Origin of the sequence: Gabonia massiliensis (assembly GCF_001403595.1) — a bacterium.
Taxonomy (GTDB): Bacteria; Bacteroidota; Bacteroidia; order Bacteroidales; family Coprobacteraceae; genus Coprobacter; species Coprobacter secundus.
Genome location: NZ_LN877938.1, coordinates 221114 through 236773 on the forward strand (window position 1 = coordinate 221114; position 15660 = coordinate 236773).

Below are 15660 nucleotides of genomic sequence, written 5' to 3' on the forward strand. Positions count from 1 at the left end.
TTTGTATAGAGAAGAATACAGCCAGAGTGCGAATATAGCTGCCGACCCGGTAATACAATATATGAGTAAAGACCAATTGAAGAAAACAATCGAGAAAACTCGTAAAGCAATGGTTGAAGCGGCCAAGAAGATGGAATTTATTGAAGCAGCGCAATTACGTGACGAACTGATAAAGTTAGAAGATAAATATGCAACCCTTTAAATTTACTGATATATCGTATGAAATCGGATATAGAAATTGCCAGAGAGACCAAGTTGGAATTAATAAATAAAGTAGCTTGTTCTATAGGAATAGATGATGATGAACTGGTTCATTACGGCAAATATATAGCCAAAGTTCCGATACATCTGATAAGTGAATCAAAAATAAAACGGCATCGTCTGATACTGGTAACATCTATTTCCCCTACTCGGTTGGGAATAGGTAAAACGACAGTCAGTATAGGACTCGCTTTAGGATTGAATAAATTAGGTAAGCGGGCCGTTGTAGCTTTGCGTGAACCGTCTTTAGGTCCATGTTTCGGAATCAAAGGAGGGGCGGCAGGAGGCGGATATGCTCAAGTATTGCCCATGGAAGACATTAACCTTCATTTTACAGGGGATTTCCATGCAGTTACTTCTGCCCATAATATGATATCTGCTTTACTGGATAACTATATATATCAAAATCGCAATCAGGGAACGGTATTGAAGAGTGTTGTATGGAAACGGGTTTTGGATATTAATGACCGGGGATTGCGACAAATAATATCCGGACTGGGTGGTGGTTACAATGGCGTTCCGGCAGAAACCGGATTTGACATTACTCCGGCATCGGAGTTGATGGCAATATTGTGTTTGGCTTCGGACTTGGTTGATTTGAGGAGACGCATCGACAAGATTTTGTTAGGATATCGTATCGATGGTTCCCCTTTTTTGGTAAAGGACCTTGGTATAGGCGGTTCGATTACAGCTTTGTTGAAAAATGCGATTCTTCCCAATCTGGTACAAACGACAGAAAATACGGCAGCATTTATTCATGGAGGACCATTTGCGAATATCGCTCATGGTTGCAATTCTGTGATAGCTACTAAAATGGCTTTGACATATGGTGATTATACCATTACCGAAGCCGGATTCGGTGCAGACCTCGGAGCGGAAAAATTTTTCAATATTAAATGTCGACAGAGTGGTTTGTCTCCCAGCCTCACAGTTATCGTTGTTACTTTGCAAGGATTGAAGTTGCATGGGAATATTCCTGAAGAACAGATTAAATTGTCAAATGTGGACGGAGTTAGAAAGGGTATTGATAATCTTGACAAACATATAAAGAATATGCAGGCTTTCGGACAGACCGTATTGGTTGCTCTAAATCGTTTTTCTACTGATAGTGATGAGGAAATCGACATACTCCGTAAGTATTGTGCCAAAAAAAGTGTTCGTTTTGCAATAAACAATGCTTTTTCCGAAGGCGGTAATGGTGCACTGCATTTAGCTAAGGAAGTTGTAGAGGCGATAGGGTCTCAGCCTTCTCTTCCTCTTAAATTTACGTATGAAAATGAAGACCGAATACGTACTAAAATAGAAAAAGTGGCTTGTAAAATATACGGTGCGGGAAATGTAAAATTCAGTAAAAAGGCGGAGGAAAAGCTACTGCAAATCGAGAATTTAAAACTCAATCATTATCCGGTATGTATTGCCAAGACTCAATATTCGTTTACAAATGATCCAAAGCAGACTGGAACTGTTGAAAATTTTGAATTCGAAATAAATGATATAGTTATCAATAACGGGGCAGAATTTGTTGTCGCATTGGCAGGTGATATTATACGTATGCCGGGACTTCCGAAGATACCGAATGCTTATAAAATAGACGTCATCAACGGGGAAATAACGGGATTAAGCTAAAGGATATAATGAAAGAATATAAATTACAGGACTGGTTGCCAACTACTAAAAAAGAGATTGAACTCAGAGGATGGGATTATATAGATGTGATTCTTTTCTCGGGTGATGCTTATGTAGATCATCCTTCATTCGGGGCTGCAGTTATCGGGCGGACTTTGGAATCTGAAGGGCTACGAGTGGCAATTGTCCCCCAACCGAACTGGCGAGATGATTTGAGAGACTTTAAAAAATTAGGTCAACCCAGATTGTTTTTCGGAATTTCGGCGGGAGCTATGGATTCGATGGTAAACCACTATACGGCCAATAAACGGCTTCGGTCGGACGATGCCTATACTCCCGATGGCCGGGCCGGCATGCGTCCGGACTACCCTACCATCGTCTATACTCAAATATTGAAAAAACTATATCCTGATGTTCCGGTTGTTATCGGAGGGATAGAGGCCTCTTTGAGACGGCTTACCCATTATGATTATTGGGAAAATCGTTTGCGTCCCAGTATATTAGTCGATTCGAAAGCCGACTTATTGATATATGGCATGGGAGAAAAGCCAATAAGAGAGTTAGTTGCCCGTCTGCTCGACGGAGAAACAGTGGACTCTATAAAAGATATCCGACAAACAGTTGTAATCACCTCTATTCATGAAATTCCCAAGGAGACAGAAAATGATACGGATGTTGTTTTGGCTTCTCATGAACAATGTCTTGCGAACCGAAAATTGCAATCGGCCAATTTTAAACATATAGAAACAGAGTCGAATAAATATGAAGCTCGCCGATTATGGCAAAAATGCGGGGACGTTGTCGTAAAAGTCAATGTTCCTTTTCCTCCGATAAGTGAAGAGGAAATAGACGCTTCATTTGATTTGCCTTATACCCGCTTGCCTCATCCTAAATATAAGGGGAAAACCATTCCAGCTTATGAGATGATAAAATTTTCGGTAAATCTCCATAGAGGATGTTTTGGAGGATGTGCGTTTTGCACTATATCTGCACATCAGGGAAAATTTATTGCTTCCCGCTCGAAACAGTCGATATTAAAGGAGGTGAAAGAAATTATAAGTATGCCGGATTTTAAAGGTTACTTGAGTGATTTAGGCGGCCCGTCGGCCAATATGTACCAAATGCACGGTTCTGACCAGAGGATATGCCGTAAATGTAAACGCCCTTCCTGTATTTATCCGGAAATATGTCCGAATTTGAATACGGACCATACTCCATTGCTGGATATATATCATAGCGTGGATGCTCTCAAAGGGATAAAAAAGTCGTTCATTGGCAGTGGTGTTCGTTATGATTTACTACAATATCGTCATAAAGATGAAAAAATAAATGAAGCTAATAAAAGATATACTAAAGAACTTATTAGCAGACATGTTTCAGGAAGGTTGAAAGTTGCACCGGAACATACATCCGACCGGGTTCTAAATGTTATGAGAAAACCTTCATTCAAACAGTTTGAAACTTTTAAAAAAACATTTGACACGATAAATCAAGAAGAAGGTCTAAAGCAACAGATAGTCCCGTATTTCATATCAAGCCATCCGGGTTGTCATGAAGAAGATATGGCTGAATTGGCTGTCATTACAAAAAAACTGAATTTTCATTTGGAACAGGTTCAAGACTTCACCCCTACCCCGATGACGCTGGCAACAGAAATATATTATACCGGATATCACCCTTATACCGGAGAAAAAATATTTACAGCTCACAGCCAAGAAGAAAAATTGGCGCAAAGGCAATTTTTCTTCTGGTATAAACCTGACCAGCGGAAAAAGATAGAACAAGAGTTGATACGCATACATCGTAGAGATTTATTGCAAAAATTGTATGGTAGTTTTATTCGATATGATAATTTTGCCGATAAGCAGAAACGAAGAAAGAAATAATATAAAATAATTGTTATATATGAAACGAACAATAAACAGTTTAATTATGGCCGGAACCGTTGTATTATCAGCCTGTCAAACACAAAAAAGTGATACAGGCGAGATTATCGGCAAAAGTTCTCCGAAGATTGAAAACGGAATTATGACTCCTGAAGTTATGATGAGCCTCGGAAGAGTCGGAGGTGTAGAATTATCGCCTGATAAACAAAAGATTCTGTATGGAGTTACTTATGTAAGTATCCCAGAAAATAAAAGTAACCGGGAGCTTTTTGTCATGAATATTGATGGAAGTGATAAAAAGCAGATTACCCGGACTCCGAAATCGGAACAAAATGCTGTATGGTTCCAAAATGGAGAAAAAATAGCATTTTTGTCGACCGAGAGCGGGAATTCACAGCTTTGGGTAATGAATGCGGATGGCAGCCAACGTGTTCAGATAAGTAATCAGGAGAATGGAATAGATGGATTCGTTATATCTCCGGATGAAACCAAGATAGTGTTTTTTTCCAATATAAAATATGGACAAAGGGCTTCTGACTTATATCCTGACCTTCCCAAGGCTACGGGTCGTGTTATTGATGATTTGATGTATAAGCATTGGGATGAATGGGTCGAGAGCATTCCGCATCCATTTGTTGCTGATTTTAATGGAAAGGATGAGATAAAGAATATTTCTGATATTATGGAAGGGGAACCTTATGAGGCACCGATGAAGCCTTTTGGTGGAACAGATGATTTTGCGTGGACACCTGACAGTAAAAATATTGTGTATACATCTCGTAAGAAACAAGGTAAGGAATATTCTCTATCTACAAATTCTGATATATATATTTACAATATAGAGAGTAAGAATGCACGAAACTTGACTGAAGGAATGATGGGATATGATACTAATCCACGCATATCTCCTGATGGACATTATATGGCCTGGATGAGTATGGAGCGCGATGGTTATGAGTCGGATAAAAACCGATTATTTATTCTTGATTTACAAAGTGGGGAAAAGCGTTACTTAACAGATGAGTTTGATTACAGTCTCGATCAGCTTGTATGGGCGGAGAATAGCAAAGACATTTATTTTTTAAGTGTTGTCCAAGGGACAGAACAGATATTCAAAATAAATGTCGAAAGTAAAAAAATAGACCAAATTACTAATGGGGATTTTGATTATGCTTCCGTCTCTCCGGTTAATGATGAAACGTTGATTGCTTTGCGTCATTCTATTTCAAAGCCCGATGAAATTTATTCTATAAAAATGTCGACTAAAGAGGTGTCTGAACTGTCTTTTGAGAATAAGGATATTCTGGATCAACTAACGATGGGTAAAGTCGAGGGGCGCTGGATAGGCACTACGGATAACAAAAAAATGTTGACGTGGATTATATATCCGCCTCATTTTGACCCGAATAAAAAATATCCGACATTACTGTATTGTCAGGGAGGACCTCAAAGTCCTGTGAGTCAATTCTGGTCATATCGTTGGAATCTACAACTGATGGCAGCTAACGGATACGTTATCGTTGCACCTAACAGACGAGGATTATATGGATTCGGACAAGAATGGCTCGAACAGATAAGTGGTGATTATGGTGGTCAAAATATGAAAGATTATTTTTCGGCTATAGATACGATGAAAAAGGAAAGCTTTGTTGATGAAGACCGTTTGGGAGCTGTAGGAGCAAGTTATGGAGGATTTTCCATTTATTGGCTGGCCGGACATCATGAAAAACGATTTAAAGCTTTTATTGCTCATGCCGGAATTTTCAATTTAGAACAGCAATATGTAGAAACTGAAGAAATGTGGTTTGCCAACTGGGATTTGGGTGGAGCATATTGGGAAAAAGATAATGCTATCGCTCAACGGAGTTATGCAAATTCTCCTCATAAGTTTATTGATAAATGGGATACGCCTATATTAGTTACTCACGGTGAGCATGATTACAGGATATTGGCTTCGCAAGGTATGGCAGCATTTAATGCTGCTGTATTGAGAGGGGTTCCGGCAGAGATGGTTGTATTCCCTGATGAAACTCACTGGATATCTCAACCACAAAATGCAATTTTGTGGCAACGTGTATTTTTCCGTTGGCTTGACCATTGGCTGAAACCGGAAGAGAACAAGTGATTTGTTGCTTTATTGAAATAAGGAAAGAAGGTGTCTGAAAAGGGTGCCTTCTTTTTTGTGTACACTCCCTTTTTGAAAGGACTGTATTTTTGTTTAAAATAAAAGCGAATTATTGAGTGTATATAAGATAAGGTGTGCTATCCACATATTACTAAATAGACTCTTTGCCTCAACGGGCAATTGATTTAAGGAGCAGTTTGACAATAAACTAATCGACAGCCAAATAGGAAAAGAAACGAAATAAACTATAGAAAATTAATGTGTTAAAAACGAATGATTATTGGTAATATTTATTATTTTTGTAATTGGATTGAGCTATAATTCTTTCCGGACATATTAGAAATAAGAAGAAGCGTTATGCTTATCTTGTAGTTTGAAAACCTGAGAAACTTTCAAAGAATGTACAAGGGATAGCATAGTGGTTCTCGCGCATATAGCGTGGGCTGCTGTTATCATATCTGTACATTCGGGTTTTCTCAGGACCTTCAAACTAAGATGTGATATTTGTAGTACCACGCTTTTTATGTTTTTCAATAAGTGTAAATAGAAGAACCATTAAAATAGTAAATTTATGAGGAAAATTGTTATTACCCTTTTGTTATTCTTTTGTGCAATTGAGTTCTTTGCGCAAAGTGAAAGCGCCAAACCTACTTTTGGAGTTGAATTGGATAGAGAAGTGACTATTGCCATAATAGAAAAAGAAACCTACCAAGACGTAATAGTCGAGTTGAAATCTGCGGATTTAGGAGACTTATTTGTAGAAGGGGTAAAGATAACTGTAAAGGATGCTAAAACAGGGGAAAAAATATATAAAAAGCGTTTTTCAAAGTCTTATCTTTATGCTTTTTCAGATGGTACTATTCAAGTAGGTAAAGGTAATGCACTAACTCAACTTACATTATACAAATCTAAAGAATACGGTGTTTGGTTAATGAAAATAAGAAAAAATGGAATTTACTAATTTGAATAGTTATGTACCCAAAAGATAATATTTTCAATATTTACTACAATATAGGCAAACGAATTCCATTCTTGGTTAAACGATGTGAGTTGGGACTAGAGCGGTCGTCAAGTGAGGAGAGGCGTATTGACCTGAATCAAGATAGAATCTTTTTAGTTGAAATAGTAAAACCGCGTGGTAGGTATGGAAAAGCTTATGGCAAATGCTTTGTGAATGGTAAACCTGATAACACTTATAGACAAGAGTGCTATCCGAATATCAAAGACGAAGAAATCCCTTGTGCCGGATGTGGAGAATGGGTTTTAATTGATGTCCCAGGTGTATCTCTTGATGAAATATTTCCTATTCACAAAGCAAATGAGATACTTATGTTTGGAAAATACAAGGGAAAATCTTTTGGTGAGATCTATAAAGCAGATTATCAATATCTCCATTGGTTGGAGACAACAGATAGATTTTTCAAAATTGACTTTGAGGAACTTAAACGACTATATCCAAATATAGAGCAACATTCGGATGTATTTATTTCAGATAGAACAATTGATTTTGGGAAATATAAGGGACAAAAGTTTAGCGATATTAAAGACGATATCCTTTATCTTGAATGGCTTGTCTCAATAGGTAAAATATCCATTAAGGATTTCGATTTATTAACCACAATATAATTGATTAAAAATAATGAGTATGAAGAAAATTTTAGTTAATTTAACAATACTCTTTGTTGCCATTAACATTATGGCGCAAGAACATCTTTCATTTAAAGGTATTCCTATCGAAGGAAGTATGACAGAATTCTGTCAAAAACTCAAAACTAAAGGATTTACCTCAATTGGTCGTGAAAACAGTATAACTTTGTTTTCAGGAGACTTTACAGGTCGCAAAGCAACGGTAGGTGTGACTGCTACAGACGATGGAAAAAATGTTTTTGCTGTAGTCGTTTTATTTGACCCAAGTAAAGAGTGGAATACCCTTGTTAATACTTACGACTATTATAAAGATTTATACACTCGTAAATATGGCAAGCCAACAATTTCAAAAGAAAACAATCCTGCCTATTCAGATTCCAATATTGCTTTAATGGCAGAGGTGCATGAAGGAACAGTTGTATACGGTAGCGCATGGGAAGTAACAGGTGGAGATATACAACTTTCAATTGAAAAGTCCTCTGAAATTTACGAAGGTATGGTAATGATTCGTTATCGAGACTTTCAAAATGTTGAAACTAAAATCCAAAATGATTTGGATGATATTTAAAATCAACATGGAGTGAAGAAATATGGAGGCTGTCCAAAAAGTGAAATGCACCCCAAAAGTTAGACATAGAACTTTTGGGGTGCATTTCTTTTAGACACCTTCTTTTTGTTTAAAATAAAAGCGAATTATTGAGTGTATATAAGATAAGGTGTGTTATCCACATATTACTAAATAGACTCTTTGCCTCAACGGGCAATTGATTTAAGGAGCAGTTTGACAATAAATAAAGTGTACACTAATCGACAGCCAAATAGGGAAAGAAACGAAATAAACTATAGAAAATTAATGTGTTAAAAACGAATGATTATTGGTAATATTTATTATTTTTGTAATTGGATTGAGTTATAATTCTTTCCGGATATATTAGAAATAAGAAGAAGCGTTATGCTTATCTTGTGGTTTGAAAACCTGAGAAACTTTCAAAGATGTACAAGGGATAGCATAGTGGTTTTCACGCTATAGCATGGGCTATTATTGTTACATCTGCATATGTGGTTTCCTACAACCTTCAAGTAAAGAGTATGGCATACAGCTCTACGCTTCGTGGTTTAATAAAAGTCCTTGTGGAAACTAAAGGAAAAAATGGAGGATGAAATATGAAGAACTTTATGTTGCCTTTTTTGTTATTTCCCCTTTTTGCAATAGGTGGATGTACAGACAATGCGTCTAAAACGGGAACAAAAACAGAAGCGCACGAGCAACTTGTGCAAACATATACCGTAGAACGGTATAAACTCTTTCCAACACAAAATATGTGGACATTTATCAAACTTGATACACAAACAGGTCAAATGTGGCAATTGCAATATAGTATAAATGATGATAAAGGACGGTTTGAGTATGACCTTAATCCTAATGCACTTGTTGTTAATGGAAAGAAAGTTAATGGTCGCTTTGAACTTTACCCGACTCAAAATATTTACAACTTTATCCTTCTTGACAAAATAGAAGGAAAAACATGGCAGGTTCAATGGTCGCTTGACGAAGAAAATCGTGCAGTTCTTCCTATCATTAAATAAAATGCAGTTTGATAATCAATCTAATACGATTTGAGTTATGAAAAAAATCTTCTTTTCGCTGTTTCTCACATTTACAATTTTTACAACAGCATTCTCCCAGAAAGAATCGGAACACTTAACATTCAAAGGTGTTTCAATTGATGGTACACTGAATGAGTATGTGGTATAAATGAAGCAAGCAGGTTTTACGCATATTGGCACACAAGATGGCACTGCAATTTTACAAAGAGATTTTGCAGGGTTTAAGAGTTGCACTGTCGATGTTTCAACACTTAAAGCAGTAAATGTAGTTAGTACAATTGGTGTTATTTTCCCTGTATGTGAGGATTGGAGTTCACTTGAACGTGACTATGAACACCTTAAATCTATGCTTACTCAAAAATATGGCGAACCTGCCGAAGTTGTCGAGAAATTTCAAGGAAGAGTAACTTCTGATACTAACAATGAAAAATTGCATGAATTATATATGGATAGATGTACTTGGTACACTACATTTGAAACTAAAAATGGCGATATACAATTGTCTTTACAAAAAGGCGAATACGGACAATGCTTCGTTTTGTTAGAGTATTATGACAAAATAAATACTGATACCGTTCGCTCGGCAGCTATGAATGATTTATAATCAGTATTTTGCTTCAATAATATGACTGGAGAATCCATTTCAATAATAGCGATAATCATTGCTTTGATATTAATTCTATGGCTTTACGTTTTTCTCCCTGCAAAAATGGCAAGAAAAAGAGGTCGTAGCGCCATTGGATGGGTTTTACTCTTTTGGATAATTTCTCCACTTTGGGGGATTATCGTGTTGTTTGCATTAGGCGATAGCAAACAGAAAATTCGTGAAGATATAATGGAGGAATTTCATCGTAATTAGTATTAGAATTGACATATGAACTTTTTGCTTGCCATACTTATCTGTGTCGTTGCTACCTCTATTGTTATTATAGTAACCATCCGAAAACGCCTAAAAAACAAATCCAAAGAATTATCAGAAAAATTAAATCATATATCCGCTTATAGTGAGAAGTCCAGTTACGAGCAAGCCCAAGAGAGATTATCTAAACTCAAAGACGTTGTATTTGCTGATATTCCGACAGACCTTAATAACGGCTTTTATGGCAAGATAATCTCTGCAACGCAAGAAAAAAAATTTATCAATTATTATAAACCACATTTTCAAGAGGCGTATTCTCTTCTGAAGAAACTTGAAGTCTTTAACATCACTCCATCTGAAACCATTACCAAATTCATCAATGATTTTGGAGCCATCAATAAACTTGTAAAACAACATAATGATACGGTAATAAATTCCTTACTTGATACATATGAAGATTTTTTCGACCATTGTCTAAAATATCCATTAGACAAGCAACAAAGACGCTCTATCGTTTCAGAAGAAGATAATTGCTTGGTCGTTAGTAGTGCAGGTAGTGGAAAGACCTCTTCTATTGTTGGAAAAGTCAAGTATCTCACAGAAGTAAAGGATATTGCACCTCATAAAATCTTACTAATTAGTTACACAAACAAAGCAGCAGCTGAACTTACGGAGAGAATGACCACTGATGGTTTGAAAGGTTATACATTTCATAAATTAGCCATTGATATTATAGGGAGAGCAACAGGCATAAAACCCTCTATTTGCGACAATACTGATGCCTTATTTATAGATATTTATCACACTCTATTAGAGAATAAAGCTTTTAAGAATAGCGTAGTTGAATACTTCATTGATTACCAAACCTATGAAACAGATTGGGAACGACGCAAGAATGAAAGGCAAGAAAAGTTGTCGGAACAAAAAAATGTGCAGCTAAAAGCGATGTTTCCCGATATGGACGGTAGGGCCATATATGTGAAAAGTGAACAGGAACAAAAGATATGCTTTGTTTTATCAGCGCTTGGAGTAAAATTCAGATATGAAGAGCCATACGAACATCAATTAGCAGATGAGATGCACTCTCAATATCGCCCCGATTTCTCAATATATTTTGAGCAAGCAGGAGTAACCAAACGCATCTATTTAGAACATTTTGGAGTTGATGAACATAGTCTTGTTCCTGCTTGGTTCGCAAAGGATAAAAATATAACATACGAAGAAGCCAATCAAAAGTATAATGATGGTATAACTTGGAAGAAAGCTGCTCATGAGAAATTTAACACTCAGCTTTTAGTAACATCAAGTACTGATTTCCACTACTCTAATATAAGGGCTAAACTCAAAAAAATGTTAGAGGATGTGGGTGTGCCAATCCAGGAAAAAACAGATGAAGAATTATATGATTTGGTTTTGCCCAAAGGTAGTAAGCAAGAAAAGGCGTTTATACGACTTGTAGTTACTTTTGTAACATTGGTAAAATCAAGTTGTAAATCAGTTAAAGAAGTCCTGAAACAAGCAAAGAATGCAGATGATGAACGAAGTGTTTTTATTATCAAGAACATATTTCAACCTGTATATGAACGCTATATAAGTGCATTAAGCGATAGTAACCAAATTGATTTTACCGATGCTATTCTTCAAGCCACAGAAATATGTCGTACTTCACACCCTGTTGAGTATGATTATATCATTGTGGACGAGTTTCAAGACATATCAGTTGACCGTTACAATTTCTTAAAGGTATTACGAGAGGGAAATCCGCCTGCAAAGTTGTATTGTGTGGGCGATGATTGGCAGTCTATATATCGTTTTTCGGGAAGTGATATGGCTCTTTTTAATCAATTCCCTGAATACTTTGGAGTAACAGAGATAAATAAAATTGAAACTACATATAGATTTGGAGAGCCTTTGGTTTCGTTGTCCTCTCACTTCATACAACGTAATAAAGCCCAAATACAAAAGGATATACACTCGTTCAGTTCTGAAATGAAAACAGAGTTGGAATTCCATTCTTATGACAGACGAGATTATTGCAATACGATAGGACAACTTGTGGCTTCTATTCCATCAGATAAATCTATATTTTTGTTGGGGCGTTATTCCTTTGATGATTATTACCTCTCTTTTATATATCAATCCATTAAAGAGGGTAATAGGTTCTTTTACGTAATAGGAGGACGAAAAATCGAGTTTTTGACCGTACATAAGTCAAAAGGTCTTGAAGCTGATTATGTAATACTTTTACAATGCAATAAAGATACCTATGGTTTCCCTTCTCTTGTGAGTGACGACCCTGTGCTTAACTATGTACTTACTAAAAGCGACCAATTTCCATATGGAGAAGAGCGTAGATTGTTTTATGTGGCAATAACAAGAGCAAAGATGAAAACACTTGTGCTATATGACAAGCGTTTCCCATCTGTATTTGTGAATGAGTTTTTACATCCTGAAAAGGTTTCGGAAGAAAATTATGTGAAACACCCCAACGCCAATAAAAGATGGACAAGAAAAGCAGACCAATTTTTATTGAAACTACACAGTGAGGGCAAGAGCGTAAAGTATATTGCGGCCAAAATGGGCAGAAGTCAAACTTCAATTGTAATGCGATTAAATAAACTCATCCAATAGTCGGCATTTTATTTATTCTTCAACATTGCATGTATTGGATATTTCCTTATTTTGTAAAAGAAACAAGTTATTTGACAGCATAGCCCCGCAAATCGCTAAAAACAGCACGATTTCTAACTCATTACCGCAGCTTCTCAAATAATCCGTTAAATGTTTATTCCTCAAATGGTTGTATCAAGCTGTTGAAAATCTAAAATAAATTGAAATTTGAAATTGATCCTGATTGCTTATCTAAATTTCCTAATAAAATAATATATTCTAACTTTTTGAAATTTTTTCCAGTCTATTTTTTTCCTGTGTGTTACGCGCCTTATCAGTAAAACATTTTTGAGAATTGCTCTTAAAAGATGTCGATGTAAAATTTAGACAGGCTTTTAGAGATTATCGAAAAATTCTATATCTTTACTCATCAATAGACGAGGATTTAGTTTTCTCTTTTATTATATTTATATGGAATAAAATTATGAAATATATAGGTTTTATCGTTTGTTTCATCTATTGTTTTAATATTTCGTATGTTCTTTCCCAGAAAGTGGAGATTTCCAAAATGCCTGATCGCTCTCTCGATAAGACTTTAATGAAACATGATTATCATCCGACGAATATATCTATAAAGGAAAATTCCGTTAATGAGAAGTTTGATTCTTTATTCTATGAATTGCCGATTGTGACTTCTTATTATATTGGAAATTCACCAGCGTCTTTCTACCACGGTTCTTTATTGCCAGGGAACAATCCTTTTGCTCAAGATTATAGTTTTTATAGTTATTTAAGGAAAATGCAAACATATAGTATGCATCAAACTCTTCCTTCTTTAGGTGCATATACGTATGTACGTTTTACTCGTTCGATTCCAGTTACTTCCAATTTGTCAGCGTATATAGGTGTATTTCTTAGCAAATATTCGTTGGGGAGAAGAGTCAATGATGATTTCGGTTTGAACTTTGGTTTGTCATATCAATTTGTACCTCATTTTTCGTTTAATATAGAGCATCAGCAATCTTTAAGAGAAGGTACTATCAATATGTCTCCTCATATAGCTCCTTTATATCCGCATACGAATACAGAGATTAATCTTCAATTCAAACCTGCGTCGAATGTGAAAATTAAGGTTGGGTATATAAAAGAGTGAATTTTTATAGGATTGAGAAATTCAGGATTTTACCGGATGTCAATATCAATGACCTGTATTGTTTCATTTATTGTTTTCGTTATTTTATGATTTTCTGATTATAAATGCGACCAGATTGTTCTTTAGCTGAGATAATATACACGCCTTTGGGTAAATCCTTTATTGATATTGATGTTTCCTTATGATGTGATTTTACAACACATCCATTCAAATCGATAATAGAAACTTCAGTTATATAGGGGCTTATATTAATTATTTCCATGTTTATAACTGAAATTTTATTCTGAATTTTTACATCTATTTTTTGAGTACCATGATCCGGGTAGTTATCAGTATTAATATAGAGTGGTTCTGAATTTGTATAACCTCTTCTATTGGAGGCTGATACAGTAATGGTGTAATTGCCGCTTTTATATATTCCATGGAGAGTTTCTGTGATATATCCGGATTTATGTACTGGTATATCCCAAATGGAAAATGCATCCTCATCAATCACTTCTATATCGTAAAATTCTGCTCCGAAAGCTCCAAAACCTAATACTATATCACATGTGTAATCTCCTGTCGAAATTATGTCAATTATTTCAATTTCCGGTGCTTGAGGATAATAGTTAATAAATAGTGCATAATCAGCTTGTAATGTTTTATTATTTATAGTCGTTGCTTCTATGTGTATTCTGCCCTTTGTGGCCCCGGTGGAGATATGATCGTCCGTATTTTCGTATTTAGAAGATAATTGTATTTGAAATACGGCCTCTGTTCCTGTTGATATATTACGGAAAGTCGCATCTTTCTGAGTTATATCGAACGACCATTTATAGTTATTTATGGATGTATTAGGGGTACAAAAAAATGTCAATATTCGTCCGGGTTGGTGCTCAACAATGCCGGATTCCGGAATCTCATTGTTATAAATTTTAAATTTCTTATTTCTTTGCCAACCGATGTCTTCAAGAATATCCAATATCTTCGATCCTATATGATGTACTCGTCCGTTACATTGGGGCATCATCAGCAATTTTTCCCGGTCTTCAAAGGAAGAAGGGCTAAAGTACGTCAGTGTAGCATATTTATTGAATGTATTTTCCGAAGTATATAGTTGATAATCGGTATAATTGTCCCTGTCCCAGTATAAAGGATTCTTTACGAAAGTATTCAATTCTGATGTATATGGGCTAAAGGATATCAAATAAGTATTACTTGTATCTTTTATGTGGCTATCAAAAATATAGCTTGTCCCTGATCTGACATTGAATGAAATCTGATTTTCTTCTCTAATTAAAGAACTTCCAAATCCCAACCCTTTGGCTATTGCTCTCAGAGCCTCAGTAACGAAATCATACTTTCCATTAGGGAGTGGTATATTCGGGTCTGTACCAAAATCCCATAAATCCATATTTTTATTGAAATTTATGGTCATATCCGGAATTGACCGTAATTGATGTTCATTATCAAAAATATTTGTTTTCTGGGCATTTAGAGCCATCGGATAATTTATTGTTGATTGCGGATCTTCGAATGTATTTGTCCTGATACTAACTGATGTAGTATACGCGTTTGATCCAGAAGCATTAAATGTTACTTTGATATAAATAGGTTTGGAAAATGGAATGGCTTCTTCCCATAATTTTAATGCATGCTGGAAAGCAAATTTCTGTTCGTCATTGAACTCTACATATTCGACATAAAACTTACCAAATACATCGTTTTTGAGCCGAATGTTATCGGGTTGGGCTGCCACGTATTTTTGAGGGACAGATATTTCAGGGAATAAATCCTCAAACTCCAATGTTTCCTGTGCTTGTACAATACATAGGAAAATGGAAAAGAACACAAGAAGTAATGTCTGTTTCATAATGATATTATTTTGAAAGGTTAGACGTTC

General features: G+C 35.8%; 14 protein-coding genes. 13 read left to right on the forward strand and 1 reads right to left on the reverse strand.

All coding sequences use genetic code 11. The features are described from left to right. The first annotated feature begins 61 nt into the window (after positions 1-61). The 13 genes from BN2628_RS03080 to BN2628_RS03135 all read left to right on the forward strand — a co-directional run bounded on the left by BN2628_RS03080 (position 62) and on the right by BN2628_RS03135 (position 13775). Positions 62-202, forward strand: a complete 141-nt coding sequence (locus BN2628_RS03080) for a UvrB/UvrC motif-containing protein (protein ID WP_257606373.1) — start codon at positions 62-64, stop codon at positions 200-202. A 17-nt stretch (positions 203-219) separates the two neighbouring features. Then, the gene (locus BN2628_RS03085) at positions 220-1887 is read left to right on the forward strand and encodes a formate--tetrahydrofolate ligase (protein WP_021930147.1); all 1668 of its coding nucleotides are present in this window, start codon (positions 220-222) and stop codon (positions 1885-1887) included. An 8-nt stretch (positions 1888-1895) separates the two neighbouring features. Beyond that, the gene (locus tag BN2628_RS03090) at positions 1896-3773 is read left to right on the forward strand and encodes a YgiQ family radical SAM protein (RefSeq protein ID WP_021930146.1); all 1878 of its coding nucleotides are present in this window, start codon (positions 1896-1898) and stop codon (positions 3771-3773) included. Positions 3774-3792: 19 nt separating this feature from the next. Further along, positions 3793-5898: a dipeptidyl-peptidase Dpp5 gene (locus BN2628_RS03095; protein ID WP_021930145.1), complete on the forward strand. Its 2106-nt coding sequence runs from the start codon at positions 3793-3795 to the stop codon at positions 5896-5898. A gap of 571 nt (positions 5899-6469) precedes the next feature. After that, positions 6470-6859 (forward strand): hypothetical protein, encoded by a 390-nt coding sequence (locus BN2628_RS03100; RefSeq protein WP_021931594.1) that lies wholly within the window; start codon positions 6470-6472, stop codon positions 6857-6859. Between the two features lie 11 nt (positions 6860-6870). Beyond that, positions 6871-7524 (forward strand): exodeoxyribonuclease X C-terminal domain-containing protein, encoded by a 654-nt coding sequence (locus BN2628_RS03105; protein ID WP_021931593.1) that lies wholly within the window; start codon positions 6871-6873, stop codon positions 7522-7524. Positions 7525-7543: 19 nt separating this feature from the next. Beyond that, positions 7544-8113 (forward strand): hypothetical protein, encoded by a 570-nt coding sequence (locus BN2628_RS03110; protein ID WP_021931592.1) that lies wholly within the window; start codon positions 7544-7546, stop codon positions 8111-8113. A gap of 596 nt (positions 8114-8709) precedes the next feature. Further along, the gene (locus tag BN2628_RS03115) at positions 8710-9132 is read left to right on the forward strand and encodes a hypothetical protein (protein ID WP_021930514.1); all 423 of its coding nucleotides are present in this window, start codon (positions 8710-8712) and stop codon (positions 9130-9132) included. Between the two features lie 37 nt (positions 9133-9169). Next, a complete protein-coding gene (locus BN2628_RS17465) occupies positions 9170-9301 on the forward strand; it encodes a hypothetical protein (RefSeq protein WP_021930513.1) in 132 nt (43 codons plus the stop codon). Beyond that, the gene (locus tag BN2628_RS03120; protein WP_021930512.1) at positions 9302-9757 is read left to right on the forward strand and encodes a hypothetical protein; all 456 of its coding nucleotides are present in this window, start codon (positions 9302-9304) and stop codon (positions 9755-9757) included. 21 nt (positions 9758-9778) lie between these two features. Further along, positions 9779-10012 (forward strand): hypothetical protein, encoded by a 234-nt coding sequence (locus tag BN2628_RS03125; RefSeq protein ID WP_055095994.1) that lies wholly within the window; start codon positions 9779-9781, stop codon positions 10010-10012. 15 nt (positions 10013-10027) lie between these two features. Beyond that, the gene (locus BN2628_RS03130; RefSeq protein ID WP_021930511.1) at positions 10028-12643 is read left to right on the forward strand and encodes a UvrD-helicase domain-containing protein; all 2616 of its coding nucleotides are present in this window, start codon (positions 10028-10030) and stop codon (positions 12641-12643) included. A 463-nt stretch (positions 12644-13106) separates the two neighbouring features. Next, a complete protein-coding gene (locus tag BN2628_RS03135) occupies positions 13107-13775 on the forward strand; it encodes a hypothetical protein (protein ID WP_021930510.1) in 669 nt (222 codons plus the stop codon). A 79-nt stretch (positions 13776-13854) separates the two neighbouring features. On the opposite strand, the gene BN2628_RS03140 is transcribed toward BN2628_RS03135, so the two are convergent. Continuing rightward, a complete protein-coding gene (locus BN2628_RS03140) occupies positions 13855-15630 on the reverse strand; it encodes a T9SS type A sorting domain-containing protein (RefSeq protein WP_055095996.1) in 1776 nt (591 codons plus the stop codon). Between the last annotated feature and the right edge of the window lie 30 nt (positions 15631-15660).